We start from the raw sequence: 25,711 nt of genomic DNA, 5'->3' as shown, positions 1-25,711 counted from the left end.
TAACGCAAACGGCCGGCGGGGGTGTCCCGCCGGCCGTTGCAGTGCAGGCTGCTGTCTTTACGCGGCCATGGCCTTGGTGAGGTTCTCGGAGACCTTGTCGAGGAAGCCGGTGGTGGAGAGCCACTTCTGGTCGGCGCCCACCAGGAGGGCGAGGTCCTTGGTCATGTAGCCTTCTTCCACGGTGTCCACGCACACCTTCTCCAGGGTGGCGGAGAACTTGGCCAGCTCCTCGTTGCCGTCGAGCTTGGCGCGGTGGGTGAGGCCCCGCGTCCAGGCGAAGATGGAGGCGATGGAGTTGGTGGAGGTCTCCTTGCCCTTCTGGTGCTCGCGATAATGGCGGGTCACGGTGCCGTGGGCGGCCTCGGCCTCCACGGTCTTGCCGTCGGGCGTCATCAGCACGGAGGTCATCAGGCCGAGCGAGCCGAAGCCCTGGGCCACGATGTCGGACTGCACGTCGCCGTCGTAGTTCTTGCACGCCCACACATAGCCGCCGGACCACTTGAGGGCCGAGGCCACCATGTCGTCGATCAGGCGGTGCTCGTAGGTGAGGCCGCGCTTGTCGAACTCGGCCTTGAACTCGGCGACGTACACTTCCTCGAAGATGTCCTTGAAGCGCCCGTCATAGGCCTTGAGGATTGTGTTCTTGGTGGAGAGGTAGACCGGATAGTTGCGGATCAGGCCGTAGTTCAGCGAGGCGCGGGCGAACTCGCGGATCGAGTCGTCCAGGTTGTACATGGCCATGGCCACGCCGGCGCCGGGGAACTTGTAGACTTCCTTCTCGATCTTGGTGCCGTCCTCGCCGACGAAGGTGATGGTCATGGTGCCCTTGCCGGGCACCTTGAAGTCGGTGGCGCGGTACTGGTCGCCGAAGGCGTGGCGGCCGACCACGATGGGCTGGGTCCAGCCCGGCACGAGGCGCGGCACGTTCTTGCAGATGATGGGCTCGCGGAAGATCACGCCGCCAAGGATGTTGCGGATGGTGCCGTTGGGCGACTTCCACATCTCCTTCAGGTTGAACTCCTTCACGCGGGCCTCGTCCGGCGTGATGGTGGCGCACTTGACGCCCACGCCGTGCTTCTTGATGGCTTCCGCGGCGGCGATGGTCACCTGATCGTTGGTGGCATCCCGATTCTCGACGGACAGGTCGTAATATTCGAGGTCCAGGTCGAGATAAGGGTGGATCAGCTTGTCCTTGATATATTGCCAGATGATCCGGGTCATCTCGTCGCCGTCGAGTTCGACGACCGGATTTGCCACCTTGATCTTCGCCATGGGACGGCCTTTCGCGAGCGCTCTGAGAGCCTTGAGGAAAACGAGGGAAGGACGGGCGGCGCCAGGGGCGACGGCAATCCTTCGGCGTCGCCGCTATAGCACTGGCATGGCGCGGTGCAAAAGGCGCTACCTTCGTCGGTGACATGAGATGATTTCTCACCGCGCCCGGCTCGGTGCCGCCTCTCGACTTGCCGGCGCCACTCGTGCGAGGAAGCGCCGAAACGGGAGACGAGATGCCAGGTTCCGGTACCGACAGCACGAAGCCCTGGGCGGCCGGCGGCCCGCTGGTGATCCTGGTGGAGCCCCAGCTCGGCGAGAATATCGGCTCTGCGGCGCGCGCCATGGGCAATTTCGGCCTGTCGCGCCTGCGCATCGTCAACCCGCGCGAGGGCTGGCCCAACGAGAAGGCGCGCGTGTTCTCCGCCGGCGCCGACCGCATCCTGGCCGAGGCGACGCTTCATCCGGACCTGCGCTCGGCCCTGTCGGGGGTCAACTACGCCTTCGCCGCGACGGCGCGCGAGCGCGGCATGGCCAAGCCCGTGCTGGGCGCCGATGCGGTGGCGCAGGAGACCCGCGGGCGCCTCGCCAGCGGCGAGGAGGTGGCGCTGGTGTTCGGTCGGGAGCGCACCGGCCTTTACACCGAGGAGGTATCCTTGTGCGATGCCATCCTCACCTTGCCGGTCAATCCCGCCTTCGCCTCGCTGAACCTTGCCATGTGCGTGGCGGTGGCGGGCTATGAGTGGTTCAAGGCCGAGAGCGCCGGGGCGCTGCCCTTCGCCCCGCCGGACCGCTCGCCTCTGGCCGACAAGGGCGACCTGTTCGCCTTCTTCGATCATCTGGAGGGGGCGCTTCAGACCTCCGGCTTCTTCCGCTCGCCGGAAAAGGCGCCGTCCACCATCCGCAACCTGCGCAACATCTTCCACCGCCTCGGCCTGACGCGGCAGGACCTCGCCACGCTCCACGGCGCGGTCACGGCGCTGGAGGAGGGGCGGGAAGGGCGCGAGGCGCGCAAGCTGAAGAACAATGCCGAGGCCGCCGCCCGGCGCGCCGGCCGGAAAGCGTCCGAGGCGGCGGCGCGCGACGCGGCGCAGAACACCGCGATACAGGACAACGAAGCGAAGGACGACGCGGCACAGGACAACGCACCTCCGGACAACGCACCACCGAACAAGGGCTGAGCGCGGGCGCCCGCGCGCTCCGGCCCGCGGCCGCTGCCGCGTCAACCGTCGATCCACCGGCGCATGAAGGCGCCGGCCTCGGCGAGCGCCCTGCGTCCCTCGGCGAGGCGGTGGTGCCAGATGGGCCAAGCGTGGATCATGTGGGGATAGACGGACAGGCGCACGGCCCCGTCGAAGGCGGCGAGCCGCCCGGCAATGCGCACCGCGTCGTCGAGCAGGGTTTCCGCCGATCCCACCTGCACCAGCATCGGCGGCAGGCCGGACAGGTCGGCGTGGAGCGGCGAGACCAGCGGGTTGCGCGGCGCCGTGGCGCTGCCGAGATAGGCCTGCGCCAGCATGTCGAGATAGGCCCGGTGGATCAGCGGATCGACCGCGTCCTTTTGCGCGATGCTCGCCCCGGTCATCTCCAGGTCGACCCAGGGAGAGACCAGCCATCCGCAGGCGGGCAGGGGCAGGCCCTTGGCCCGCAGGGTCTGGAACAGGGCGAGCGTGAGCCCGCCGCCGGCGCTGTCGCCCCCGACCACGATCTGCCGCGCCGCATGGCCCTGCTCCAGGAGGAAGCGATAGGCCGCCTCGGCATCCTCCAGCGCCGCGGGAAAGGGATGTTCCGGCGCCAGACGGTAGGCAATGGCGAGGGTGCGGATGCCGGCGGCGCGGCCGGCGCCGGTGACCATGGTGCGGTGGCTGCGCAGGGAGCCCGAGGAATAGCCGCCGCCGTGCAGGAACAGCAGCACCCGCGCCGCGTCGGCACCCGGGGCCAGCGACCATTCGCCGGGCACGCCGCCGGCGCTGACCGGGACAAGGCGGATATCCTCGTCGACGGGGTCGATGGCGGTGACGGCTTCCATCCGCTCCCGCCGCTCGGCCAGGGTCTGCGGCCGGGGACTGGCGGCGATCAGGGCTCTCAAGGCGTCGATCTCGGATGTTTCCATGGGCCTTCCCCGGGTGCATCGGGCCCTGGATCTTGGCTGCTTTTCCAGGGAGGGCAAGGGTTTCCGGACTTCCGGCGCGGCCGGGCGGCAGGCCGTCGTCCACAGGGCGCGCGGCGGCGGGGCATTTTTTCCCGGCCAGCCCTTTCAATCCCGGGCAGGGGTTGCTACATACGCCTCGCCGTCGGCCGCTTCGCCGGCTCATCGATCGGCAGTGACGCGGGGTGGAGCAGCCCGGTAGCTCGTCAGGCTCATAACCTGAAGGTCGTAGGTTCAAATCCTACCCCCGCAACCAACAATTCTTGCGATAGCAGCGAAGGCGACCCGGAAGGGTCGCCTTTTGCGTTTCGCAGCCGTCGGGTGGCGCGCCCGCCCGCAACCCTCCCGGCTTGCGATCGGCCGGCCCCTCCGGCGGGCCGCATGCCTTTGAGCGAAATCGCAGGGCTTCCAGCCACATGGGCGGAGCTGAAGGGACGCGTGGTCTGCGCCTCGGAGGCGAACAGCCAGGGGCGGGCATTGGCCGGGCAGCTGGGCGCCGAAGTCCGGGTGCTGCGCGCCCCCGCGTCAGCGCTGATGCATGTGCCACCGGCGACTGCGACGCGGCGATCCACGACCGGGCGCTGCTCGATCCCCTGTTCGCGAAGATGTCCTGGCAGAAATTCTCGGCCACGCTGCCAGCCGTGGAGCCCACAACGCTCGTCGTCGCCGTCGCGCCGGGGGAGAAAGGCCTCGCCACGGCGGTGCGCGGCGCGCTCGTGCCCCTCGATACAAGCGAGCGCTGGCAACAGCGCCGGGAGAAATGGGCCGCGACGGTGTCGTTCGAAGTGTACCGCGATCAGGTCGCGGCCGATTGCCATTGAGCACGCTGCGCCGCCTCGTCGTCGCCGCGCTGCTTCCGGCGGCGCCCGCTGGACCTCGCCGCCGGAGGGGAGCCGGATGGCGCGCCGCCGTCGGTGGCGGAGCTTCGCGCGGCCTATGCGGGGCCTGCGGCCACCTAGCCCACGCCCTGGATCGATGCCGGCATCGCCTTCCAGGAACTGGGGGCGCCGCCTCCACCACCCGCGCCGGGTCCGGCGGCGGCGCTCGGCGCGCGCCTGTTCCGCGATCCCCGGCTTTCCGTCGACGGGCGGGTGGCGTGCGCCGGCTGCCATGATCCGGACCACGGCTTCAGTGTGCCGCGCAAGGTGGGGGTGGGTGTCGGGGGAGCGCAAGGCCGGCGCAATCGCCCGCGCTCGCCTCCGTCGCCGGCCGGACGCGTCTCGACTGGGACGGCGCCGGCGGCGAGATGGCCGCGCGCGTCCTTCCGCCGCTGACCGCCCCGCGCGAGATGGGCCAGCCCGATCTGGCGGCGGTCCTTGCGGTCCTCGCCGGCGCGGGCTACGGCCCCGCCTTCGCGGATGCGTTCGGCGGGAAGGCATCTCCGCGCGGGCTCTCTCGGCGGCGCTCGTGGCCTATCTGGCAACGCTCGACAGCGAGACCCGTTTCGACCGCTTCGCGCGCGGCGACCGGGCGGCACTCACCGACATGGCGCTTGCCGGCCTCCATCTCTTTCGGGCCAGGGCGCGCTGCGCCAACTGCCCTTTCGGGCCGTGGCTCACCGATGAGGGCGTCCACAACCTGCGGCTCTCCTTCTTCGGCGAGCCGGCGCAGGATCTGGGCCGCCACGCGGCGACGCAGGCCGCGGAGGATGCCGGGCGCTTCCGCACGCCGAGCCTGAGGCACGTGGCGTCCAGCGCCCCTACATGCACGATGGCCTGTTTCCCACGCTGGAGGGCGTGGTCAATTTCTACGATCGCGGCGGCGGCGAGGTGAGGGCGCGCAACGCCGCCGAGGCGGCCCGCCCGCTCTATCGCGAGGCCGCGCGCCTGTCCCCGCACATCCGCCCCCCTCGGCCTGACGGCGGGAAAAGGCCGCGCTCGCCGCCTTCCTGAGGACGCTCTGAGGCGCAGCCGGGCAGGCGAATGGCCGCCTGGACAGGCCTGATGACCTAGCGGAATATAATATATCAATAAAATCCATTGATATTATAAACTGTGTGAGCCACCCTTCTGCATCGGCCGGCGTTCCTCCGGTCCGGTGTTTCCGTGCGGCGCGCGCCGGCTTCGACCCTGCCCACCGCCACGCGCCCAGATGACCGCCCGCTGGAGGCGAAGTGATGAGTAAAGCCCGTCAGATCAAGCTCGGTGCCTTCCTGATGACGGACGGCCACCACATTGCGGCCTGGCGCCATGCGCGCGCGCCGGCGAATGCCAATGTGCGCGTCGATCATTTCCTGCGCCTCGCCCGTATCGCGGAGGCCGCGAGGTTCGACGCGATCTTCCTGTCCGACAGCCTCGGCGTGCGCGACACCAACCTCGATTCCGTACGGCGCACCTCGCGCAATGTGGGCTTCGAGCCGTTGACGCTGCTGTCCGCCCTCTCGGTGGTGACGCACCATATCGGCCTGATCGGCACGGCCTCCACCAGCTTCAATGAGCCGTTCCACATCGCCCGCAAGTTCGCCTCCCTCGACCTCATGAGCGGCGGGCGGGCCGGCTGGAACCTCGTCACCTCCTCCGGCGAGGAGGAGGCGCAAAATTTCAACCTCGACTCCCACGTGCCCCACCCGCAGCGCTACGAGCGCGCCCGCGAGTTCGTGGATGTGGTGAAGGGCTTGTGGAACACCTGGGAGGACGATGCCTTCATCCGCGATCGGGTGACCGGCGACTTCTTCGATGCCGGCAAGCTCCATGTGCTCAACCACCGCGGCAGGCACTTCAAGGTGAAGGGGCCGCTCAACGTCGACCGCTCGCCGCAGGGCCATCCGGTGATCGTGCAGGCCGGCGCGTCCGAGGACGGGCGAGATCTCGCCGGGGCCAGCGCCGAGGCCATCTTCTGCGCCCACCGCACGCTCGGCGAGGCGCGCGCCTTCTATGCCGACATCAAGGCCCGCGCGGCGCATGCCGGCCGCGACCCCGACCATGTGAAGGTGATGCCGGGCGTCTTTCCCATCATCGGCCGCACGGCATCGGAGGCGCAGGAGAAGTTCGAGGAGCTGCAGTCTCTCATCCATCCGGCGGTGGGCCTGCAGCTGCTCTCGACAGTGATGGGGGTGGGCGACCTCAGTGGCTACGACCTGGACGGCCCGCTGCCGGACCTGCCCGAGACCAACGGCCCGAAAAGCCGGCAACAGCTGGTGCTGGACGCGGCGCGCCGCGACAACCTCACCATTCGCCAGCTCTACCTCTCCATCGCCGGGGCGCGCGGGCACTGGCAGGTGGTGGGCACGGCGGAACACATCGCCGATCAGCTCGAAGAGCGCTTCCGCAAGGAAGGCGCCGACGGTTTCAACATCATGGCGCCGCATCTTCCCGGAGGGCTCGAGGACTTCATCGAGCAGGTGGTGCCGATCCTGCGCCGGCGCGGCCTGTTCCGCACCGAATATGAGGGCACGACCCTGCGTGAAAATCTCGGCCTGCCGTTTCCGGAGCATCCGGCGACGCAGCGCCAGCCCGCCGCCGAGGCGGCGGAATAGGTCGGGCGGACGCAGGGATCGGCCCATGAAAACGGGGCGCTGGTGCGCCCCGTTTCTGTTTGGCTCCGCCGTTCATCGGGCCTTGTCGCCGCTCGGCCTCACCAGATGGCATCGAGCCCCAGCAGGCCGAGCAGATGATGGCGCAGCTTGGCACGGCGCGGGTCGCCGCGGTGGCGCGGATAGGCGCATCGGCGGTGACGTCCGCCTTGACGCGAGCCGGCCGGTCGCTGAACACGATGGCCCGCTGCGCGAGGAAAAGGGCCAGAAGCGGGCGCAGCGCATCATGCGCCTGGCCTCTCCCTGGTGCGCCTCCGCCGGCGACGCGGCGGGCCGGTGCCCTTCGTCCGCGGGGCGCCGGCTGGAGCGGGGCGTCAGTAGGAGCGGGGCAGGCCCAGCACGTGCTGCGCCACGTGAGCCAGGATGAGGTTGGAGGAGACCGGCGCCACGCGGGAGAGCCGTGCCTCCCGCCACTTGCGTTCCACGTCGTACTCGCGGGCGAAGCCGAAGCCACCGAAGGTCTGCATGCACGCCTCCGCCGCGTTCCAGGAGCATTCCGCCGCGAGGAAGCGCGCCATGTTGGCCTCGGCTCCACACGGCCGGCCGGCCTCGAACAGCGCCGCTGCCCGGCGGATCATCATGTCCGCGGCTTCCGACTGGATATGGGCCTGGGCGATGGGGAACTGGATCGCCTGGTTCTGGCCGATGAGCCGGCCGAACACCCGGCGCTCGTTGGCATAGCCGGTGGCCGTGCGGATGAACCAGCGCGCCGCGCCGAGCGCTTCGGCGGCGGTGAGGACGCGCTCGGCGTTCATGCCGTCGAGAATGTAGCGGAAGCCCTGGCCTTCCTCGCCCACCAGCGCGTCGGCGGGGATGTCGAGATCCTCGAAGAAAACCTCGGTGGTGTGGTGATTGATCATGGTGTCGATGGGGCGGATGGTCATGCCGCGGCCGAGGCATTCACGGATGTCCACGAGAAAGGTGGAGATGCCGTCCACCTTCTTCTTCACCTCGGAAGCCGGCGTGGTGCGCGCGAGCACCAGCATCAGGTCGGAATGTTCCGCGCGGGAGGTCCAGACCTTCTGGCCGTTGAGCCGGTAGCCGCTCTCGGTGCGCTCGGCGCGGGTCTTTATCTGGGTGGTGTCCGAGCCGCTGGTGGGCTCGGTGACGCCGAAGGCCTGCAGGCGCAGCTTGCCGGCGGCGATATCCGGCAGGTACTTCTGTTTTTGGGCGGGGCTGCCATGCCGCAGGATGGTGCCCATGATGTACATCTGCGCATGGCCGGCCGCGGCATGGCAACCGGCGGTGCACACCTCTTCCAGGATGACCGCGGCGGCCCGCAAGGGCAGGCCGGTGCCGCCGTATTCCTCTGGAATCAGCGCGGCGAGGAAGCCGGCTGCGGTGAGGGCGTCGATGAATTCGGTGGGGTATTCCTCGGCCTTGTCCTTGGCGCGCCAGTAGGCGCCGGGGAAGTTGGCGCACACCTTGCGCACACCGTCGCGGATCTCTGGATAATCTTCGCCGACAGGCATCTCGACAAGGTGGGCATCGGTCGCGGTGAAGGCCATGTTCATCGTTATCTCCGTGGGGTTCAGCGCGGGGCGCCGTGCTCAGGCTGCATTTCCGCTTCGCCGGAGGGCTCGGCGTCCGTGTGGAAGACCTCGCGGGTGTGCTCGCCGAGGCGCGGTGCGCGCCGCACGTAGGCGGGGCGCTCGCCGTCGAAGCGCAGGGGCAGGCCCACGGTCGCCAGCGCGTCCGGTCCGGCCTCCTGCAGGATGCCGAGGGCGCGGGTCTGGGCGTCGTGGATCACCTGGTCCACCCGCTGCACCGGGGCGTTGGGCACGCCGTGGCGGTCGAGCAGGTCGCGCGCCTCGCAGAGGCTCCGGCCGGCCATCTCGGCCTCGATGAGGGGGATGAGCACCTCGCGGTTCACCACCCGGTCCGCGTTGGTGCGGAAGCGCGGGTCGCAGATCCATTCGTCGTGGCCGAGGGCGGTGGCGAGCTTGGCGAACAGCCCGTCGTTGCCGCCGCCGATGACGATCCAGCCGTCGGTGGCGCAGAAGGCCTGGTAGGGCACGATGCCCGAGGCACCGGAGCCCATGGGCTTCAGCACCCGCGGGGCGATGGTGACGCTGGCGATCTGCACCGTGGCCCAGGCGAGCGCCGTCTCGAACAGGGAAGTCTCCACGATGCCGCCGCGTCCGTCGCGACCGCGGGCGAGCAGCCGCGCCAGGATGCCGATGGCGCCCCAGAAGCCCGCTCCCATGTCCACGATGGACACGCCGACGCGCAGCGGCGGGCGCTCAGCGCTTTCGCCGGTCAGGCTCATGATGCCGCCGTAGGCTTGCATCAGCGGGTCGTAGCCGGGGGCGTCGGAAAGCGGGCCGCCGCTGCCGAAGGCGCCGATCTCGCAATAGACCAGCGTGGGTTTCGCCGCGGTCAGTTCGGCGGCGCCGATGCCGTGGCGGTCGGCCACGCCCGCCCTCAGGTTGCAGATCACCGCATCCGCCTCGTCGAGGATCAGGCGGCGCAGGCGCGCGCGCTCGGCATCGTCGGAAAGGTCGACGGTGACGGAGCTCTTGTCTCGGTTCAGCGCGACGAAATGTGACGCCGCGCCGTCGAAGAAGGGCGGTCCCCAGCCGCGGGCATAATCGCCACCCTTGGGGGATTCCACCTTGATCACCTCGGCGCCCAACTCCGCCAGGATGAAGCCCGTATAGGGCGCGGCGATGCTGTGGCCGATCTCGATCACCTTGTAGCCGGCGAGCGGCTTGCTCATGGACATGGGGCTGGTCCCGGTTGAGGGTTGCGGGGCTGCGGCGTCATCCGAGGGGCGCCGCGAGGTCTGTGGCGATGACCGTGTTGTCCAGCGCCCCGAGCCCGGCGGCGCGAACCACCACCCGGTCCCCTGGGTGCAGGAACAGGGGCGGCGTGCGCGACTGGCCGACGCCGGCCGGCGTACCGGTGAGCAGGATGTCGCCGGGGCGCAGGGTGAGGCCGAGGGACAGCGCCTCGATGAGCTCGGGCACGGGGAAGGCCATGAGCGCGGTGGAGGCGCGCTGCACGGTCTCGCCGTTCACCAGGCATTCGAGCTGCACGTCGGCAGGGTCGAAGGCATCCGCCGTGACGATGAACGGGCCGAGGGGCAGGGTGCCGTCGAGGCTCTTCCCCTTGAACCATTGTCCGCCATGCCGGCGCTGCACGTCGCGCACCGAGACGTCGTTGGCCAGCAGGTAGCCGAATACGTGGGCCGGCGCCGCTGCGCGGGAAATGCTGCGCCCGCCCGGTGTCAGCACCAGTGCCAGCTCCGCCTCGTAGTCCCACGTGTCGGACAGGGATGGATCCACCGCGATGGGGTCGTGCGGGCCGATCAGGGTGCCGGGGGCTTTGGTGAAGAAGGTGGGGTGCTCCGGACGCGGCGCCTCGATGCCGCCGCGCAGCGGGCGGCCTTCCTCGAAATGATCCCAGTAGTTCCACCCGGCGCAGAAGACGTTGCGCTCGGGGTGGGGCACCGGCGGCAACAGGCGCGCCTCGGCGAGGGGGATGCGTTTTGATGCGTCGCGGGCGGCGGCAAGCCAATCGGCGGCGGCAGACAGCCCGGCTTCCACCATCTCGGCGAGGGTGAATGGCACGGGGGCGATCTGCGTGCCCATCACGATGCCCGTGCGTCGCGCGCCGTCGTGAAGCAGGCTGGCGATCTTCATCGGGCGGCTCCCTGCGCGGGCGCGGGCGCGGACGCCGCAGCGCCAGAGCGGGCCAGGAGGCGCCGAGCGCGGGCGGCGACGGGGCGGTCGATCATCCTGTCTTCGAAGGCGATCACCCCCAGGCCCGCGGCCTCCGCCGCATCGAACGCGGCGACGAGCCTTGCGGCGCGCTCCACCTCCTCCGGCGCCGGCCCATATTCGGCGTTGATGAGGGTCACATGGTTCGGGTGCACGCACATGGCGGCGGCGAAGCCCACGCCGCGCGAGCGCTTCAACATGGCGGCATAATCGTCCGGCCGGCCAAGGTTGGAGAGACCGGTGAGCACGCCCACGGGCAGGATGCCGGCGGCCCGTGCCGCATGCACGCCCAGCATCTTCGCCACGTAGAGGGCATCGAAGGAGGGTTCCGCGCCGAGGTCCGTGGCGAGGTCCTCTCCGCCCACCGCGAGGCCCACCAGCCGCTCTGCGGCGGCAATGGCATCGATGCGGGCGAGCGCGCGCGCGTCCTCCACCACGGCGAGGAAGCCGGTCTCCGCCACCGGCCGGCCGAGGTCCGCCTCGTGTGCCGCGGCCACCTCCGCGAGCAGCGCCACGTGCTCCGGCCCCATGACCTTGGGCAGCACCAGGAAGGCGGCCCCCGCCGCCACCGCCGCGGCGATGTCCTCCACCGCGAGGGCGAGCGGACGATTGATGCGCACGCCGACGTCGGGGGCCTGCGGCCCGCCACCGTGACGGATGGCGGCGACGGCGGCCTGAAGCCCGGCGCGCGCCGCAGCCTTCCCGTTGGCCGCGACGGAATCTTCAAGGTCGAGGATCACCGCGTCGGCGCCGCGCGTGTGGGCCTTGGCGACGAAGCGGGCGTTGCTGGCCGGGCAGAACAGCAGCGAGCGCCAGTCCGGGAGGTTTTTCGCTCGGCTCATGATCGGCTCCTCGTCGGGCGCGGGGCGGGGGATGGGGTGGGCGTCGCGCTCACGGGGCAAAGCTCAGGGTGACGGCCGCCGCGGGAATGCCGGTGGGCCCCGTCGCCTGGCACGCCATGCGCCCGTCGGCGGCGGTGTGGCCGGCGAGGGTCATCACCTCGCCGCTGAACAGCGGGCTGGAAAGGCGGGCGGTGAGCCCGGCGAGGGGACGCGCGGCCCGTCGTCGCCCGGCTTCCGCCAGGAGCAGCACGGTGAGGGCGCCGTTCATGACGCAGCCGGGATAGCCCTCCTCGGCGCGGGCGTAGTCGGCGTCGTAATGGATGCGGTGGCCGTTCCAGGTGAGGGCGGAGTAGCGGAACAGCAGCACCGGATCGATGGCGCGCTGCTCGGTCCAGTCGGCGGCGGGCGCGGCCGTGCCGGCCTCCTGCATCCGCGCCGCCCCGGCAGACCCGGCGGCTTCGCGGTACACCACCTGCTGGTCCTCGACGACGGCGGGTCCCGCCATGGTCTCGATGGTGTGCCGCACGGTGAGGAACACCAGCGCCCCCGAACGCCCGTGCTTGGGCGTGATGGCGGCGATGGTGGATGTCTTGGAGGCCGCTTCGCCGATGCGCAGTGGCCTCAGGAACGACACGGAGCGGCCCACGAACATGCGGCGCGGCAGGCCGATGGGCGGCAGGAAGTCGCCCTTGCGCGGGTGGCCGTCGTGGCCGATCTGCGATTGGCGCGCGTTGGGCGTGAAGAACAGCGAGTACCACAAGGGCGGCAGCGGCGACCCGGTACGGAAGTCGGCCGGGTCAAGGTCCAGCATGGCGGCCATGCGCCGCGCGTTGGTGAGACCGATCTCGTCCTCGGTGCGCTCGCTGCGGCCGATCCAGGCGCTGATGTCTTCGGGCAAAGGGGTGTCGTCGACAGCATTCATCATGGAAGCTGACCAGTTGTTTGGATATTGCGAGGTGGTGTCGCGGCCTAGAGCGTGACTCGACTTTAGGTCGCGGGGCGCGGCGGAGGCATCACGGATGTAATATCGGCGGAGTGCCCGTTCATTGCTCTTCGAACATTTCCGCCCGCTGCTTTTTCGAGGTGGAAAAGAGGATGGTGGTCACCAATAGGGCCGCGACGACCAGCAGCCCGAGGCTGATGGGCTGGGTGAAGAACAGCGCCGGGTCGCCATGGGACATCAGGAGCGTGCGACGGAAGTTTTCCTCCATCAGCGGGCCGAGAAGCAGACCCAGCAGGAAGGGCGCCGGCTCGCACCGCAGCTTGTGGAACACGTAGCCGAGGGCGGTGAACACGGCGAGCAGCAGCAGATCGAAGCCGTTGGTGTTCAGGGAATAGACGCCCACGCAGCAAAACAGCGCAATCGCCGGAAACAGGATGCCGTAGGGCACTTGCAGCAGCTTCAGCCACAGCCCGACCATCGGAAGGTTGAGCACCACCAGCGCCGCATTGCCGATCCACATGCTGGCGATGAGGCCCCAGAACAGGTCGGGATTGCTGGTCATCACCTGCGGTCCGGGCTGGATGTCGTGCAGCATCATCGCCCCCAGCATGAGGGCCATGGTGGCGCTGCCCGGAATGCCAAGCGTGAGGGTGGGGATGAAGGAGGTCTGCGCCGCGGCGTTGTTGGCGCTTTCCGGGCCCGCGACTCCCTCGATGGCACCCCGGCCGAACTCCTCCGGATGCCGGGAGATTCGCTTCTCCAGGGCGTAGGAGGTGAAGGACGACATGATGACGCCCGCCCCCGGCAGCACGCCCAGCACGGCGCCGACACCGGTGCCGCGCAGGATGGGCAGCACGGAGCGGTGGGCTTCCTCGCGGGTGGGCATAAGCTTCCCCACACGGATGATCTCCGCCTTGCCGTCCACCGTCGTCTCGAGGTTCTTGGCAATCTCCGAGAGCCCGAAGAGTCCCATGGCGACGACGGTGAACTCGATGCCGCTGTAGAGTTCCGGCAGGTCGAAGTCGAACCGCGGCAGCCCCGAGTTGGAATCGAGGCCCACGAGGCCGACGATGAGGCCGAGGATGGTCATGGCCAACGCCTTCAGCATGGAGCCGCTGGCCAGCGCCACCGCGCCCACAAGGCCGAGTGTCATCAGCGAGAAGTATTCCGCCGGGCCGAAGGCGAGGGCCATGCGCGTCAGCGTCGGGGCGAGCAAGGCGAGCAACAGCACGCCTACCGATCCGGCGACGAATGAGCCAATGGCCGCGACACTCAGCGCCGCCCCGCCGTGTCCGCGACGGGCCATCTGGTGGCCGTCGAGGCAGGTCACCACCGCGGAAGCCTCCCCGGCAGGTTGACCAGGATGGCCGTGGTGGAGCCGCCGTACTGCGCGCCGTAATAGATGCCCGCCAGCATGATGAGGCCCGCCGTGGGATCGAGGCTGTAGGTGGCCGGCAGCAGCATGGCGATGGTGGCGATGGGCCCAATGCCGGGCAGCACCCCCACCAGGGTGCCGAGCAGCACGCCGATGAAGCAGTAGAGAATGTTCTGCGGGCTGACGGCGACGGAGAAGCCGAAGGCGAGGTTGTTAAGCACGTCCATGGCGGTTCACCAGGCCAGGGCGCGGATCGGCATGCCGAGCGCGAGGATGAAGGTGGCGAGCGAGAGGGCGGTCAGCGCGGTGGAGACGACGAGCACCTTCACCGGCCGCGCGTCACGGCTCGCAAGCATGGCGAGGGCGCTGGAGAAGAAGGCCGCCGGGGCGAAGCCCGCCCGCTCCACGAGCAGCATGAACACCAGCACCGCGCCGATGAGGCAGGCGACCGGCCGCAGCGCGAGGCGAACCCTGTTCTTCTCGTCCTGCGCCGGCAGCGCGCGCAGCGCGATGATGACGCCGATGCCGGTGAGCAGGATGCCGAGCATCATGGGGAAGAGGCCGGGGCCAACCCGGGCGAGGCTTCCGAGCTCGTAGTTCCGGGATATGACGGTGACGCCGAGACCAACCCCGGCGAAGAACACGCCGGAGAGCAGATCGGCCGAGCGAAGGGCGGATCGGAAAGGCGATGACATGGGAGCTGCTCGCAGCTTGCAGGGATCGGGTGCGGGGCCGCGGCGCGTCGCTCGGGCGCGCCGGGGCAGCATGGCGCGGTCTCAGTCGAGCTTGGCGCCCGATTCCTGAACCACCTTCTTCCATTTGGCGGTGTCGGACGCGATCAGGGCGCTGAGCTCCGCGGGGGAGCTGCCCTCCACGATGTAGCCACGCTTGACGAGGCCCTCACGGATCTCCGGCTCGGCGAGGATGGCGAGGAGTTCACGGTTGATGCGCTCCACGATCGCCTTCGGTGTTCCAGCGGGGGCGAGGAGGGCGTTCCAGCCCGCCGCTTCGTAGCCGGGCACGCCCGCCTGCGCGATGGGCGGCACCCCCGGCAGGGTCTCCACCGGCTGGGAGGATGTCACGCCGAGGGCGCGCAGGGCGCCCGCCTCCACATGCGGCTGGGCCGGGCCGATGGTGCTGAACATGACGTCAACGCGTCCGGCCAGGAGGTCGGTGAGCGCCGGCGCGCTGCCCTTGTAGGGCACGTGCAGCAGCTTCACCTTGGTTTCAAATTGGAACAGTTCGGCGGCGAGATGGGCGGCGCTGCCGGATCCGTAGGAGGCAAAGCTCACCTTGCCCGGCTGCGCCTGCGCCTTGGCGATGAGGTCGTTCATCGAGCCGATGCCGGAGGCGGGGTTCGCCACGAGCAGCAGCGGCACGGCGCCGATCCGCCCGATGGGCGCGAGGTCCTTCAGCGCATCATAGGGCATCTTCCTGTAGATGCTCGGGCTGATGGCGAGCGCGCTGGAGCCGAGCAGCAGCGTGTAGCCATCGGCGGGGGAGCGGACCACGTGCTCGGTGCCGATCAGCGTGTTGCCGCCGCCGCGATTGTCCACGATCACCGGCTGGCCGATGCGCTTGGCGAGGGCATCGCCGATGGCGCGGGCGAGATAGTCGGCGCCCCCGCCCGGCGGATAGGGCACGACAATGCGCACTTCCCTGGCCGGATAGGACTGGGCGCTCGCGGGCGCGGCGCCCGCGAGGGCGGACGCCAGCATGGCGAGGCCGAAACAAAGAACTCGCTTCATGAGATCCCTCCCCGGGATATTCTTCTTGGGCTTCATCTATGTCTTGTCGTTCGCGTGCCTACCGAGGCGCGCTGCCGCCTCACGTCATCTGCTCCTCGTGAAAGGCGACGCCTCGCGACGCCGCCTTTGACGAGCGCGCGCCTTCTCCCGGCAAGGACCCGCGCTCGTCAAAGGCTTCTAGCCCATTGGCTTTTGGCTGAGCATCACATATGTGATATTCGCCTTCGAGGGTTTCGCGGGCGCGCTGCGGGGTGCGTCATGGCTGGGCGCGCGGCGCGCGGAACGGGAGTTTGGGAACCTTGGCGCAGGGCATGGCTGAGCACGTCGCACCGGATCTCGCCGAGGATGCGATCCCCGCCGCCGCAACGACAAAATCGGCCCGTCGAGCGCTGGAAATCCTCGAATTCTTCGCCACGGAGCACCGCCCCGCCACGGTGGCCGAGCTCGCGGCGACCCTCAACTATCCGCAATCGAGCACGTCTGTCCTGCTCAAGGAGCTGGCTCGCCTCGGTTATCTGGAGCGCCGCGCGGGAGACCGCAGTTTCAGCCCCACGCTGCGCGTCATGCTGCTGGGAGCCTGGCTACAGGACCGGCTCATCGGTCGGGGCAACCTCCTCGGCCTTATGCAGGACCTGAGACACCGCACCAATTGCACTGTGCTCGTGGGCATGCAGCGGGGCGTGCAGGTGCAGTATATCCTGGCGCTGCGCCGGCGCCGCGGCAACGACCGGCTGCGGTCCGGCCTGCTTCGCCCCATCTGCCACGCGGCCATCGGCCGGGCCCTCGTGATGGTGAAGCCGCGCTCCGAGATCGAGCTGATCGTGCGCCGCGCCAATGCCGGGAACAAGGATCCGGCGCTGCACGTGGTCCCTGCCGACTTCCTGGCGGAGATGGCCGAGAGCCGCAAGCGCGGATGGGCCGGCAGCAGCGGCCGCATCGGGCATGGCGTGGGCGTGCTCGCCATGCCCCTGCCACCCCTGGCGGAGCATCCCGCCCTCGCTCTCGGGCTCGGCGGACCCACGGTGACGCTCAACCGGCAGCGGGATGTGCTGATCGGCGAGATGCGTGCCGTCTGCGAGGCGCTGAAGGCGGCGCCGGATGCCCCCGATCTCGTCCCACCAGAAGGCTGACGTCTGGTTCGGCACCATCGCCCCGCCGTCGCTGGGTTCCGCTCAGTCCGTCACCGCGCCGGCAGGGGGCAGCGGGAGGGCGTTCAGGTCGTGGAGTGTCTCCAGTGCTTCCAGGGCGCCGAGCAGGTGCCGCGCGCCGTCCGCGGTCCGCCCGGAAAAGGCGAGGTTGGCGAGGAACTTCGCGCCGAGCTGCGCATCGGTGAGGGGTCGCTCGGCATGGCCCTGCGGCCGCCGCACCGGCGGGCTCAGAAGGGTACGCCCGTCCACGAGCTGCACTTCGACGCGGTCGAACGGTGCGTAGCCCGGCTGCGCGGGGTCCTCCTCGTCCGTGGGCGCGACTGCGACCCGCCGCAGCAGCGCCTGCACATCCGCCCGCTGCACAAAATCCTCCCGCAGTTCGGCGAGGCCGACGTCGCGGGCGATGATTGCCGCCGCCATGGCGAATTCGGCGCTGAACTTGGCTTCCAGCGGTGTCGTCGGCTGGTGGTTGTGTAGCAGCTCCGCATGGGTGCGGCTGATGCGCACCGTCACCGCCGCGATGGCGTCGGGTGCGAGGGCGAGGTCGTCCGCAAGTAGCAGCATGGCATCGATGGCGCGGTGGGCGAAATAGCAGACCGGGTAGCGCTTGATGTTCAGCCCGTCCACGATACGCCAGCGCGTGCCGGCCTGTACCGGACTCGCCCGATCCACCGCTCCCGCCGGGGAGAGCGCCGCGAGGAAACCGCGCGGATGCTCGATGGCGTCGGCGGAGGCGGTGAAGCCCGCGGCGGCGAGCCGCGCGGCGAGGAGGCCGGCGTGGGCGGCCTGTCCGGCATGGAGCGGCTTCGTCATGGAGCCGAAATTGGACATGAGGCCCGCCGCCTGCGAGGCGGATATGCCGATGGCGTGGGCCGCTCGCGCGGGGTCGAGCCGGTGAAGGCGCGCCGCGGCCGCCGCCGCCGCGACGGTGCCGAACACCGCGGTAGGGTGCCAGCCCTTCAGGTGCAGATAGTCCCGGTCGCGTCGTGCGAGGTCGGCCCACACCTCGTACCCGGTCACATAGGCGGCCAAGGCTTCCCGCCCGCTGCGCCCGAGCGCCTGTGCCGCGGCGAGGACGGCTGGCGCCAGCACCGCGCTCGGATGGCCGCGCATGCCCACCCCGACGTCATCGAAGTCGTGGGCGTGGGCGGCGGTGCCGTTGACCCATGCCGCGAGGAGGGCCGGTACGCGCTGTTCCGTGAAGAGGAGGGAGGCATCCGCCGCGCCGCCGGCGCCGGCCAGCAGCGTATCGCGCAAGATGCGCACCGGGGGCTCTTGCTCCCCCGCTATCATCACGCCGATGCAGTCTATGATGCCACGCTTCGCCATCGCGATGGCGGCCGGCGGGATGGCATCCGCGGGCTGCGCGGCGACGAAGGCGCCGAGGTCTCGGGTCAGTGGCTGGATGGCAGCCGGCTTGTCGTGTACCGAAGGATTTGTCTCTGCCTGCACGAAAGGTCTCCCGGCTTGCGGCGCGCGGGGCGCCCGCATCGAAGTCTTCGCGCGGAATGGCTGCGACGTGCCCTTCTCCAGGCTTCGCCGCGCGTGTTCCGCATGCGCCGCCCATGGAGCCGGGAGAGTTCCATGGGGCAGCGGCGCTCCGGCGGTGCCTTGGGCACGTCGGGGCAACGCGGCGCACGCTAGCAGGGCGCGCCGGCCTTGGCCAGATTGCGGCGGGCCGGCGGGTTCGCCGAAAGCGCGACGGGCCGCTCGTCGTATGATCCGCGAGCGAGTGCTTCTTTTTCCAGCTGCGCCAATTGTTTGCCGCCCGATCCGCGCCGGCCGGCGCCGTCACGGGCCCGCTGGAGCGGTGTTCGAGAAGGTGCGCCGGTAGAGCGTGGGCGAGGTCCCGAGCTTCGCCGCGAAATGCTGGCGCAGGGCGGCGGCGGTGCCGAAGCCGGTCTCGAAGGCGATGGCCTCGACCGTGCGGCTGGTGGTCTCCAGCAGGCGTTGCGCCTGCTCCAGCCGCTGGTGGGTGATCCAGTCGCCGAAGCTGGTGCCCATGGATTTGTGGAACCTGCGGGTGAAGGTCCGGCGGGTGAGGCCCGCGGCCCGGGCCACACGGTCGAGCCCGTGGCTTTCGCCGAGCGTCGCCCGCACCGCCTCGAGCGTGCGGGCGAAGCGGTCGGCGCTCGCCGCCGGCGTCAGCGGGCGCTCGATGAACTGCGCCTGCCCGCCCTGCCGATGCGGCGAGAGCACGATGCGCCGGGCGAGCCGCATGGCCGCCTCCGCGCCATAGCGCGCCCGCACGATATGGAGGCAGCAATCGAGCCCGGCCGCCACGCCGGCGGAGGTGACCACGTCGCCGGTGTCCACGTAGAGCATGTCCGGTTCGGGCGTGATGTCCGGGTGGAGGGCGCGTAACTCGTCCATATAGGCCCAGTGCGTCGTCGCCCGGCGGCCGGACAGGAGGCCGGTGGCGGCAATGGCGAAGGTGCCGAGGCACAGGCCGACCAGCAGCGCGCCGCGCCCGTGGGCCCGGCGCAGCGCCTCCACCAGCGCCGCCGGCACCGGCGCGGCGAGATCCTTCCAGCTGGGCACGATCACCATGTCGGCGCCCTCGATGCCTTCCAGGCCGTGCGGGGTGGACAGGGTCAGCCCCGCATCGGTGCGCAGCGCGCCGTCCGGCCGGGCTCCCTCCTTCAGGGCGCAGACCCGGAAATCGAACGCCGGTAGGCCGAGGTCCGTGCGGTCCTCGCCGAACACCAGGCAGGGCACCGAGAGGTGGAAAGGGCTGATGCCGTCAAAGGCGACGGCGGCGACCACGGGACGGGACATGGGAGACCCCCGGCGGGCTCCGGCTGCGGGGTTGGACCGGGCGCGCAGCACTGTCCCGATCCTTTCGATAATTGTCAATCGGGCCACTTTCGGCCGGCGCGCCCTTCACTATCCTCCGCCGCATTCATTCCCTTGAAGGAGGCCGAGATGGCATCGCAGGTCAGCACCAATCCCCCGCCGCGCCGCGCCCTCGTCGTGGTCGACGTGCAGAACGACTATGACGGCGGCAACCTGGCGATCCAGCATCCGCCGTTCGGCGACAGCCTGCGCAACGTGGCCCGGGCCATGGATGCGGCGGCCACCGCCGGCATCCCCGTCGTGGTGGTCCGGCAGCTCGCGCCCGCCGAGAGCCCGATCTTCGCCAAGGGCAGCCACGGCGCCGATCTGCATCCCGAGATCGCCCGGCGACCCCACGCCCATCTCGTGGAAAAGACGCTGCCGAGCGCGTTCACCGGCACCGACCTGGCAGCGTGGTTGAGCTCGCATGCGATCCAGACGCTGACCGTCGTGGGCTACATGACCCACAATTGCATCCTGTCGACCATCGTCCACGCGGTGCATATGGGCTTTCAGGTGGAGTTCCTGGCGGACGCCGCCGGCTCGGTGCCCTATGCCAACAGCGCCGGGCATGCGTCGGCCGCGGACATCCACCGGGTGGTCGGCGTGGTCCTGCAATCGCGCTTCGCGGCGGTGCTCCATACCGGGGCGTGGATCGAGGGGCTCGCCAGCGACCGGCTGCCGGAGCGCGACACCATCCACGCCTCGCACCAGCGGGCCCTCGCTCTGGAAGCCGTGTAAAGACGCGCGAGCGGGCGCGGCGTCAGCGCCCGGCGGGGTCGCCGTCGGGCGCGGCCGAGGTGAGGGGGCCGCGCGCGGCGAAGAAGCGGATGATGGCCTGCGACATGGCATCGGTGACGCGCTCGCGCCAGGCGTCCGAGGTCAGGTCCTTGCGGTCCTCCGGGCTCGACATGTAGCCGAGCTCGACCAGCACCGACGGCACGTCGTGCGCGCGCAGCACGCGGAAGCCGGCGGACTTCAGCGGCGTGCGATGCAGGCGCACCGCGCCCTTCATGCTGCCCACCAGGGTATGGGCGACCCGGGCCGAGAAATTGCGCGTCTCGCGCTGGGCGAGGTCCACCAGAATGCCCGCCACCTCGTCGGTCTCCTCCGAGAGGTCCACGCCGGCGATCAGGTCGGCCTTGTTCTCGCTCTCGGCGAGGCGGGCGGCATCGGCATCGCTCGCGGTGTCGGCCAGGGTGTAGACGCTGGCCCCGCGCGCCTGCCCGTCGCCGCGCGCGAGCGCGTCGGCGTGCAGGGAGATGAAGAGGGCGGCGCGGTTGTTCCGCGCCAGGCGCACCCGCTCGCCCAAAGGAATGAAGGTATCGGTGGACCGCGTGAGCACCACCCGCACGGCGCCGGTACGCTCCAGCTTGTCGCGCAGGGCGAGGGCGATCTCCAGCACGATGGTCTTCTCGGTGAAGGCGCTGTAGCCGGTGGTGCCGGAATCGATCCCGCCATGGCCGGGATCCACCACCACCACCGGCCGCTCGTCCCCGGCCGGCGCGGCGGGCGCCGGCGCCGGCATGGCGGGGGCCGCGGCGGCGCGCTGCTCGGTCACGCTCGCCGTGCCGCGTGCGAAGGTATCCGGATCAGTCTTCACCAGGTCCACCACCAGCCGGGCGGGCTGGTCGTCCAGCGCCTCCAGCACGAAGGCCTTGTCGACGGCGACCGGCCCGGTCACCTCCAGCACCATGCGCGCCTTGCCGGGGGCGAACACGCCGAATCGAAAGGCTGAAACGAGGCCACGGCCCGTCGGCGGGGCGTCGGGCGCCAGGGCGAAGTGCACGTTGGACAGATCGAGGATGACGCGGGACGGGTTGGCGAGGGTGAAGACGCGGAATTCCGTCGCGCGGTCCAGGTCGAGGACGAGGCGGGTGCGCCGCGCGTCGCCCGCCAGCCGTGCCTCGCGGACGATGGCCGGCGGGGCGTCTTCCGCATCGGAAGCGGCGAGGGCGGGGCGGGTGGCGAGCATCGCCGCGGAACCAAGTGTCGCCAGGGCGCCGAGGATCCCCAATCCGAAGGCCGCAAGCACGGCCCCAACCCGCAAAGGCTGGGTCCGTCTCGCCGCAGGGCGATGACGGGGTATCCCGGACCGGGGGCGGGGGAGGTATCCCCCTGGGTGTCCTTCGGGGCGTCGGTCCATGGGCATCCCGCTTTGGAGGGGTTTCGCCGGAGGGGTCTCGCCAGATCGGACCTCGCAGGATGGTAGCGATAGGACGGCGTTCGTAAACGGAAGGTTGACGCACGTTATGGCCCTGCGGGGACAGGAAAAGGACGCATAAACCTTGCCAAGCAGGAAGTCGGGCGGGTAAGAAGGAGTCCGTACACAGTTCGCGTTCCGGAACAGGCTCTTCGGCCCCGGCTGCCGCGGCTGCCGCAGGTGTGATTCTTCTGTCCCGGGCGGGCCGCACGAGCGGTCTCAGGCCGGGAATGCGGGACACGCCATTTGCCGCTGGCGGCTCGACCCCTCGAGCGTGGAGCCCCGCGGTGAGCGCCGAAGATGCGCTCGATGCGGCGGCCGTCCGGCGACCTGCTCCGAAGGTCCGCAAGGGACGATCGGGGGAATCGGGCGGACGTGTACCGTGGCCGGGGGGAGGCGACCGCCTCCGCATCCGGTCCGATCCTTCATCGAGGAACGGGCAGCCGAGGGCATGGATTTTTCTCCGCACGACAGGCGCGTTCTGCGCGCCCCCGTGTGCCCCGACGCCGCGGGTCGCAGCGACACGACCCGGCGCACCCGCTCCTCCTCTTCTTCCTCACGTCATCACATCCGGCGCCCGAGCGGCTGCCCGGCGGCTTCCGAGCGAAGCGTGCCTGGCTGTCCGTCGCGGACGATTGCCCGCGGCGCCGCGAAGAGAGAATTCCATGGCCAACAAGATGCTTATCGATGCGACCCATCCGGAGGAGACCCGGGTGGTGGTCGTGCGCGGGAACCGGGTCGAAGAGTTCGACTATGAGTCCGCGTCCCGCAAGCAGCTGCGGGGAAACATCTATCTCGCGAAGGTGACGCGAGTGGAGCCGTCGCTGCAGGCGGCGTTCATCGAATATGGCGGCAACCGCCACGGCTTCCTCGCCTTCAGCGAGATCCATCCCGACTATTACCAGATCCCGGTCGCCGACCGCCTCGCCTTGATCGAGGAGGAGGAGCGCGCTGCCCGCCTCGCCGAGGACGAGGTCGAGGTGAAGGAGCGTCGCCGCGAGCGCGGCCGGTCCCGCCGCTCGAACCACGATCACAGCGTGAGCGAAGCTGTCGAGGAAGCCGAGGTCGTCGCCGAGGCGGCCAAGGTCGAGGCGGCGGATGTCGACGTCGCGGAAGTCAACGTGACGGAAGCCAACTCGGCGGAAGTCGTTTCGGCGCCGGTCGATGTCGCGCCGGTTGAGGTCGCGAATATCGATGCGCCGGCCTCCTTCGAGGCGCCCGGGCCCGCTGCCGAGCCCGCCGTCCCCGTGCCGGAGCATCACGCTCCGTCGAGCGTCACCGACCTGCTGTCCGCCGCCGAGGCGGTGGAAGCCTCCGCCGAGCTGAAGGAAGCTGCGGCCGAGGCCGAGTTCGGCACCCCGCTGCCGGCGCCGCAGGAGCAGCACGTGGCCGACGACGAGGCCACCCGCCGCTGGGAGGCCCCCGAAGGCGAGACCCATCCTGCCCCCGTTCTCGAAGGCGATGACGAGGCCCCCTCCCAGGCCCGCAGCCGGAAGCACGACGACGATGAGGACGAGGATGAGGACGACGGCGACGTCGACCAGATCGACGAGGACGAGGAGATCGAGCATCTCGGCGCCGACGAGGACGCCCTGGAAGAGGTGCCCGAGCGCGCGCCGCAGCGCCGCGCCCGCTCCTACAAGATCCAGGAGGTCATCCGCCGCCGCCAGGTGATGCTGGTGCAGGTGGTGAAGGAGGAGCGCGGCAACAAGGGCGCCGCCCTGACCACCTACCTGTCGCTCGCCGGCCGCTATTCCGTGCTGATGCCCAATACCGCCCGCGGCGGCGGCATCTCCCGCAAGATCACCAATGCGGTGGACCGCAAGCGCCTGAAGGACGTGGTGCAGGATCTGGAGGTGCCGGAGGGGATGGGCATCATCCTGCGTACCGCCGGCGCCAACCGCACCAAGGTGGAGATCAAGCGCGACTTCGAATATCTCCTGCGCCTGTGGGAGACGGTGCGCGAGCTCACCCTCTCCTCCGCCGCGCCGAACCTTGTCTATGAGGAGGGCTCGCTGATCAAGCGGGCCATCCGCGACCTCTATAACAAGGACATCGACGACATCCAGGTGGCCGGCGAGGAAGGCTACAAGGAGGCCAAGGACTTCATGCGCATGCTCATGCCGAGCCATGCCAAGATGGTCCTGCCCTATCGCGAGCCCCAGCCCATCTTCGCCCGCTACGGCGTGGAGCAGCAGCTCGACGCCATGTTCTCGCCGGTGGTGCAGCTGAAGAGCGGCGGCTACATCGTCATCAACCCGACGGAAGCCCTGGTCTCCATCGACGTGAACTCCGGGCGCGCCACCCGCGAGCACCATATCGAGGACACCGCCCTCAAGACCAACGTGGAAGCCGCCGAGGAGATCGCCCGGCAGCTGCGCCTGCGCGACCTTGCCGGCCTCATCGTCGTCGATTTCATCGACATGGAGGAGAAGCGCAACAACCGGGCGGTGGAGCGCAAGCTCAAGGATTGCCTGAAGAACGACCGGGCGCGCATCCAGATCGGCCGCATCTCCCATTTCGGCCTGCTGGAGATGTCGCGCCAGCGCATCCGCACCGGCGTGCTGGAGAGCTCCATCGAGGTGTGCCCGCACTGCGGCGGCACCGGCCACGTGCGCTCCGCCGCCTCCGTCTCGCTCCAGCTGCTGCGCGCGCTGGAGGAGCAGTTGCTGCGCTCGCAGACCCACAACCTCATCGCCCGCACCCGCACCGAGGTGGCGCTCTATGTGCTCAACCAGAAGCGCGCCCACCTGCGCGAGCTGGAGGAGCGCTTCAGCGTCACCCTGTCCATCATCGCCGACGAGAGCGTGACCGGGCATCAGCCGTTCATCATCGAGAAGGGCGAGCCGGCCGTGCCCGCCCCCGCCGCCCCGCGCCTCTCCACCGTGGTGCAGCCCGATTCCATCCTCCCCGACGAGGACTATCTCGAGGAGGAGGATGAGGAAGGCGTCGAGGAGCCGGCCGAGGCCGAAGCCGATGTCGAAAGTGAGGCCGGGGCTGAGCCCTCCGGCGAGCGCACCGACGAGAACGGCCGCCGCCGCCGCCGCCGCCGCCGCCGGCGGGGCGACCGCAAGGAGGGCCGCGAGCCCGGCGCCGAGGGCGAGGATGAGGAAGATGCCTCGGCCGAAGCCGAGGCCGAGGACGGTGAGGCCGAGGATGACGACCGCTCCGAGGAGGAGCGCGCCGCTGACGCCGAGCGCAGCGACGAGGAAAACGCCGAGCGTCGCCGTCGTCGCCGTGGCCGTCGCGGCGGTCGCCGCAACCGGCGCGAGCGTGACGGCGACGCCCCGCTGGCCGCCGGCGAAGGTGACGAGCCGGGCGAGGGCGACGAGGAGGGCGAGGACGCAGTCGGGGCATCCGTGCCGGTTTCCGATGCGGACGCCGCGGAGCTTTTTACCGCCGGGACTCCCGCTGAGGAGAATCCCGCCGGGGAGATTTCCGCCTCGGAGGCACCCGCTCGCCGGCGTACCCCGGCATTCGTGACGCAGCCGGTCGCCGCGCCGCTTCCGGTGGAAGCTGCGCCCGTGCCCGCCGCAACCGAGAAGCCGGCCGAGGATGAAGCCGCCGTGGCGCCAAAGCCGCGCCGCCGCTCCACGGTGCGCGAGAAGGCGCCGGCGATCCTCTCGTCCGAGGCCGCCGTCGTTCCCGCTCCGGCGGAGCCCTCGGCCGCACCGGCGCCTGCGGCTGAGGCCACGGACGCTTCCGTCTCCGCCAGCGGGGAGGCGCCCGCGCCTTCAGGTCAGGAAGCTGGAACCCGGGAACCGGCGCCCCAGGACACGGCGCCCCAGGACTCGGTGGCCCGGGACTCGGAGGCCCAGGAGTTGGCCAACCGGGAGCCCCTCATCCCGGTTCCCGCCGCCCCGGCGGCGGATGAGCCGCCGGCCAAGCCGAAGTCCGGCTGGTGGCAGCGCAAGCTGTTCGGCGGCTGATCGGTCCTGCCGTTTC

Annotated in this window: 20 protein-coding genes, 1 tRNA gene and 3 pseudogenes; 10 read left to right on the top strand and 14 right to left on the bottom strand. The window is 70.2% G+C overall.

Annotated features, from left to right (window positions below; translation table 11 throughout):
- Positions 1-57: 57 nt before the first annotated feature.
- Complete coding sequence (locus tag EZH22_RS23110; RefSeq protein WP_203192749.1) at positions 58-1,272, bottom strand: NADP-dependent isocitrate dehydrogenase; 1,215 nt, start codon at positions 1,270-1,272, stop codon at positions 58-60.
- 233 nt (positions 1,273-1,505) lie between these two features.
- On the opposite strand from EZH22_RS23110, the gene EZH22_RS23105 reads away from it, so the two are divergent.
- On the top strand, positions 1,506-2,450 hold the full coding sequence (locus EZH22_RS23105) for an RNA methyltransferase (protein ID WP_231711109.1): 945 nt from the start codon (positions 1,506-1,508) through the stop codon (positions 2,448-2,450).
- A 41-nt stretch (positions 2,451-2,491) separates the two neighbouring features.
- Here EZH22_RS23105 and EZH22_RS23100 read toward each other — a convergent pair whose 3' ends face one another.
- On the bottom strand, positions 2,492-3,382 hold the full coding sequence (locus EZH22_RS23100; protein ID WP_203192748.1) for an alpha/beta hydrolase: 891 nt from the start codon (positions 3,380-3,382) through the stop codon (positions 2,492-2,494).
- Between the two features lie 215 nt (positions 3,383-3,597).
- Here EZH22_RS23100 and EZH22_RS23095 point away from each other — a divergent pair.
- From EZH22_RS23095 to EZH22_RS23080, 6 genes and pseudogenes are all read left to right on the top strand, one after another.
- A tRNA-Met gene (locus EZH22_RS23095) sits at positions 3,598-3,674 on the top strand.
- 349 nt (positions 3,675-4,023) lie between these two features.
- Positions 4,024-4,239 carry a hypothetical protein gene (locus EZH22_RS23090; RefSeq protein ID WP_203192747.1) on the top strand — a complete coding sequence of 72 codons (216 nt, stop codon included), beginning with the start codon at positions 4,024-4,026 and terminating at the stop codon, positions 4,237-4,239.
- Positions 4,240-4,509: 270 nt separating this feature from the next.
- Positions 4,510-4,736, top strand: a pseudogene (locus EZH22_RS32960) (cytochrome c peroxidase); the annotation flags it as partial.
- A gap of 89 nt (positions 4,737-4,825) precedes the next feature.
- Complete coding sequence (locus EZH22_RS31975; RefSeq protein WP_231711108.1) at positions 4,826-5,191, top strand: hypothetical protein; 366 nt, start codon at positions 4,826-4,828, stop codon at positions 5,189-5,191.
- Entirely contained in the window at positions 5,122-5,310 is a 189-nt protein-coding gene (locus EZH22_RS32955; protein ID WP_408647642.1) for a hypothetical protein, read from the top strand. Before EZH22_RS31975 ends, EZH22_RS32955 begins: the two co-directional genes overlap by 70 nt.
- Positions 5,311-5,534: 224 nt before the next feature.
- Positions 5,535-6,893 (top strand): LLM class flavin-dependent oxidoreductase, encoded by a 1,359-nt coding sequence (locus tag EZH22_RS23080; protein ID WP_203192746.1) that lies wholly within the window; start codon positions 5,535-5,537, stop codon positions 6,891-6,893.
- A 98-nt stretch (positions 6,894-6,991) separates the two neighbouring features.
- Here the strand turns inward: EZH22_RS23080 and EZH22_RS31970 are convergent.
- From EZH22_RS31970 to EZH22_RS23040, 9 genes and pseudogenes are all read right to left on the bottom strand, one after another.
- A pseudogene (locus EZH22_RS31970) lies at positions 6,992-7,179 on the bottom strand (ABC transporter ATP-binding protein); the annotation flags it as partial.
- 85 nt (positions 7,180-7,264) lie between these two features.
- A complete protein-coding gene (locus tag EZH22_RS23075) occupies positions 7,265-8,464 on the bottom strand; it encodes an acyl-CoA dehydrogenase family protein (RefSeq protein ID WP_231711107.1) in 1,200 nt (399 codons plus the stop codon).
- Between the two features lie 17 nt (positions 8,465-8,481).
- Positions 8,482-9,675 (bottom strand): CaiB/BaiF CoA transferase family protein, encoded by a 1,194-nt coding sequence (locus EZH22_RS23070; RefSeq protein ID WP_203192745.1) that lies wholly within the window; start codon positions 9,673-9,675, stop codon positions 8,482-8,484.
- A 37-nt stretch (positions 9,676-9,712) separates the two neighbouring features.
- Positions 9,713-10,594 (bottom strand): fumarylacetoacetate hydrolase family protein, encoded by an 882-nt coding sequence (locus EZH22_RS23065; protein ID WP_203192744.1) that lies wholly within the window; start codon positions 10,592-10,594, stop codon positions 9,713-9,715.
- On the bottom strand, positions 10,591-11,514 hold the full coding sequence (locus tag EZH22_RS23060) for an HpcH/HpaI aldolase/citrate lyase family protein (RefSeq protein ID WP_203192743.1): 924 nt from the start codon (positions 11,512-11,514) through the stop codon (positions 10,591-10,593). The genes EZH22_RS23065 and EZH22_RS23060 overlap by 4 nt, the downstream gene beginning before the upstream one ends.
- 49 nt (positions 11,515-11,563) lie before the next feature.
- Positions 11,564-12,439: an FAS1-like dehydratase domain-containing protein gene (locus EZH22_RS23055; RefSeq protein ID WP_203192742.1), complete on the bottom strand. Its 876-nt coding sequence runs from the start codon at positions 12,437-12,439 to the stop codon at positions 11,564-11,566.
- A gap of 118 nt (positions 12,440-12,557) precedes the next feature.
- Positions 12,558-14,059, bottom strand: a pseudogene (locus tag EZH22_RS23050) (tripartite tricarboxylate transporter permease).
- Between the two features lie 6 nt (positions 14,060-14,065).
- Positions 14,066-14,527, bottom strand: a complete 462-nt coding sequence (locus EZH22_RS23045; protein ID WP_203192741.1) for a tripartite tricarboxylate transporter TctB family protein — start codon at positions 14,525-14,527, stop codon at positions 14,066-14,068.
- An 81-nt stretch (positions 14,528-14,608) separates the two neighbouring features.
- Positions 14,609-15,580, bottom strand: a complete 972-nt coding sequence (locus EZH22_RS23040) for a tripartite tricarboxylate transporter substrate binding protein (RefSeq protein ID WP_203192740.1) — start codon at positions 15,578-15,580, stop codon at positions 14,609-14,611.
- A 311-nt stretch (positions 15,581-15,891) separates the two neighbouring features.
- Here EZH22_RS23040 and EZH22_RS23035 point away from each other — a divergent pair, with 311 nt between their 5' ends.
- Positions 15,892-16,710, top strand: coding sequence for an IclR family transcriptional regulator (locus EZH22_RS23035; protein WP_203192739.1), 819 nt, complete (start codon positions 15,892-15,894; stop codon positions 16,708-16,710).
- A gap of 42 nt (positions 16,711-16,752) precedes the next feature.
- Here the strand turns inward: EZH22_RS23035 and EZH22_RS23030 are convergent, their stop codons facing one another.
- Both EZH22_RS23030 and EZH22_RS23025 read right to left on the bottom strand, forming a co-directional pair.
- The gene (locus EZH22_RS23030) at positions 16,753-18,180 is read right to left on the bottom strand and encodes an MmgE/PrpD family protein (protein ID WP_203192738.1); all 1,428 of its coding nucleotides are present in this window, start codon (positions 18,178-18,180) and stop codon (positions 16,753-16,755) included.
- Positions 18,181-18,519: 339 nt separating this feature from the next.
- On the bottom strand, positions 18,520-19,506 hold the full coding sequence (locus tag EZH22_RS23025; RefSeq protein ID WP_203192737.1) for a helix-turn-helix domain-containing protein: 987 nt from the start codon (positions 19,504-19,506) through the stop codon (positions 18,520-18,522).
- A 147-nt stretch (positions 19,507-19,653) separates the two neighbouring features.
- Here EZH22_RS23025 and EZH22_RS23020 point away from each other — a divergent pair, with 147 nt between their 5' ends.
- A complete protein-coding gene (locus EZH22_RS23020) occupies positions 19,654-20,304 on the top strand; it encodes a cysteine hydrolase family protein (protein WP_203192736.1) in 651 nt (216 codons plus the stop codon).
- 22 nt (positions 20,305-20,326) lie between these two features.
- Here the strand turns inward: EZH22_RS23020 and EZH22_RS23015 are convergent, their stop codons facing one another.
- Positions 20,327-21,598: an N-acetylmuramoyl-L-alanine amidase gene (locus EZH22_RS23015; RefSeq protein ID WP_231711106.1), complete on the bottom strand. Its 1,272-nt coding sequence runs from the start codon at positions 21,596-21,598 to the stop codon at positions 20,327-20,329.
- 833 nt (positions 21,599-22,431) lie between these two features.
- Between EZH22_RS23015 and EZH22_RS23010 the strand changes: the two genes are divergently transcribed.
- Entirely contained in the window at positions 22,432-25,695 is a 3,264-nt protein-coding gene (locus EZH22_RS23010) for an Rne/Rng family ribonuclease (protein WP_203192734.1), read from the top strand.
- Positions 25,696-25,711 lie beyond the last annotated feature (16 nt).

It is taken from the genome of Xanthobacter dioxanivorans (assembly GCF_016807805.1).
GTDB lineage: Bacteria > Pseudomonadota > Alphaproteobacteria > Rhizobiales > Xanthobacteraceae > Xanthobacter > Xanthobacter dioxanivorans.
Note: the sequence above shows the minus strand (reverse complement) of the source record. Positions and strands in the feature narration are given on the sequence as shown.

Bases quoted from the DNA above. Each gene is read 5' to 3' on its own strand.
- EZH22_RS23110 (WP_203192749.1), bottom strand. From the start codon at position 1,272: ATGGCGAAGATCAAGGTGGCAAATCCGGTCGTCGAACTCGACGGCGAC.
- EZH22_RS23105 (WP_231711109.1), top strand. From the start codon at position 1,506: ATGCCAGGTTCCGGTACCGACAGCACGAAGCCCTGGGCGGCCGGCGGC.
- EZH22_RS23100 (WP_203192748.1), bottom strand. From the start codon at position 3,382: ATGGAAACATCCGAGATCGACGCCTTGAGAGCCCTGATCGCCGCCAGT.
- EZH22_RS23090 (WP_203192747.1), top strand. From the start codon at position 4,024: ATGTCCTGGCAGAAATTCTCGGCCACGCTGCCAGCCGTGGAGCCCACA.
- EZH22_RS32955 (WP_408647642.1), top strand. From the start codon at position 5,122: ATGCACGATGGCCTGTTTCCCACGCTGGAGGGCGTGGTCAATTTCTAC.
- EZH22_RS23080 (WP_203192746.1), top strand. From the start codon at position 5,535: ATGAGTAAAGCCCGTCAGATCAAGCTCGGTGCCTTCCTGATGACGGAC.
- EZH22_RS23075 (WP_231711107.1), bottom strand. From the start codon at position 8,464: ATGAACATGGCCTTCACCGCGACCGATGCCCACCTTGTCGAGATGCCT.
- EZH22_RS23070 (WP_203192745.1), bottom strand. From the start codon at position 9,675: ATGTCCATGAGCAAGCCGCTCGCCGGCTACAAGGTGATCGAGATCGGC.
- EZH22_RS23065 (WP_203192744.1), bottom strand. From the start codon at position 10,594: ATGAAGATCGCCAGCCTGCTTCACGACGGCGCGCGACGCACGGGCATC.
- EZH22_RS23060 (WP_203192743.1), bottom strand. From the start codon at position 11,514: ATGAGCCGAGCGAAAAACCTCCCGGACTGGCGCTCGCTGCTGTTCTGC.
- EZH22_RS23055 (WP_203192742.1), bottom strand. From the start codon at position 12,439: ATGATGAATGCTGTCGACGACACCCCTTTGCCCGAAGACATCAGCGCC.
- EZH22_RS23045 (WP_203192741.1), bottom strand. From the start codon at position 14,527: ATGTCATCGCCTTTCCGATCCGCCCTTCGCTCGGCCGATCTGCTCTCC.
- EZH22_RS23040 (WP_203192740.1), bottom strand. From the start codon at position 15,580: ATGAAGCGAGTTCTTTGTTTCGGCCTCGCCATGCTGGCGTCCGCCCTC.
- EZH22_RS23035 (WP_203192739.1), top strand. From the start codon at position 15,892: ATGGCTGAGCACGTCGCACCGGATCTCGCCGAGGATGCGATCCCCGCC.
- EZH22_RS23025 (WP_203192737.1), bottom strand. From the start codon at position 19,506: ATGTCCCGTCCCGTGGTCGCCGCCGTCGCCTTTGACGGCATCAGCCCT.
- EZH22_RS23020 (WP_203192736.1), top strand. From the start codon at position 19,654: ATGGCATCGCAGGTCAGCACCAATCCCCCGCCGCGCCGCGCCCTCGTC.
- EZH22_RS23010 (WP_203192734.1), top strand. From the start codon at position 22,432: ATGGCCAACAAGATGCTTATCGATGCGACCCATCCGGAGGAGACCCGG.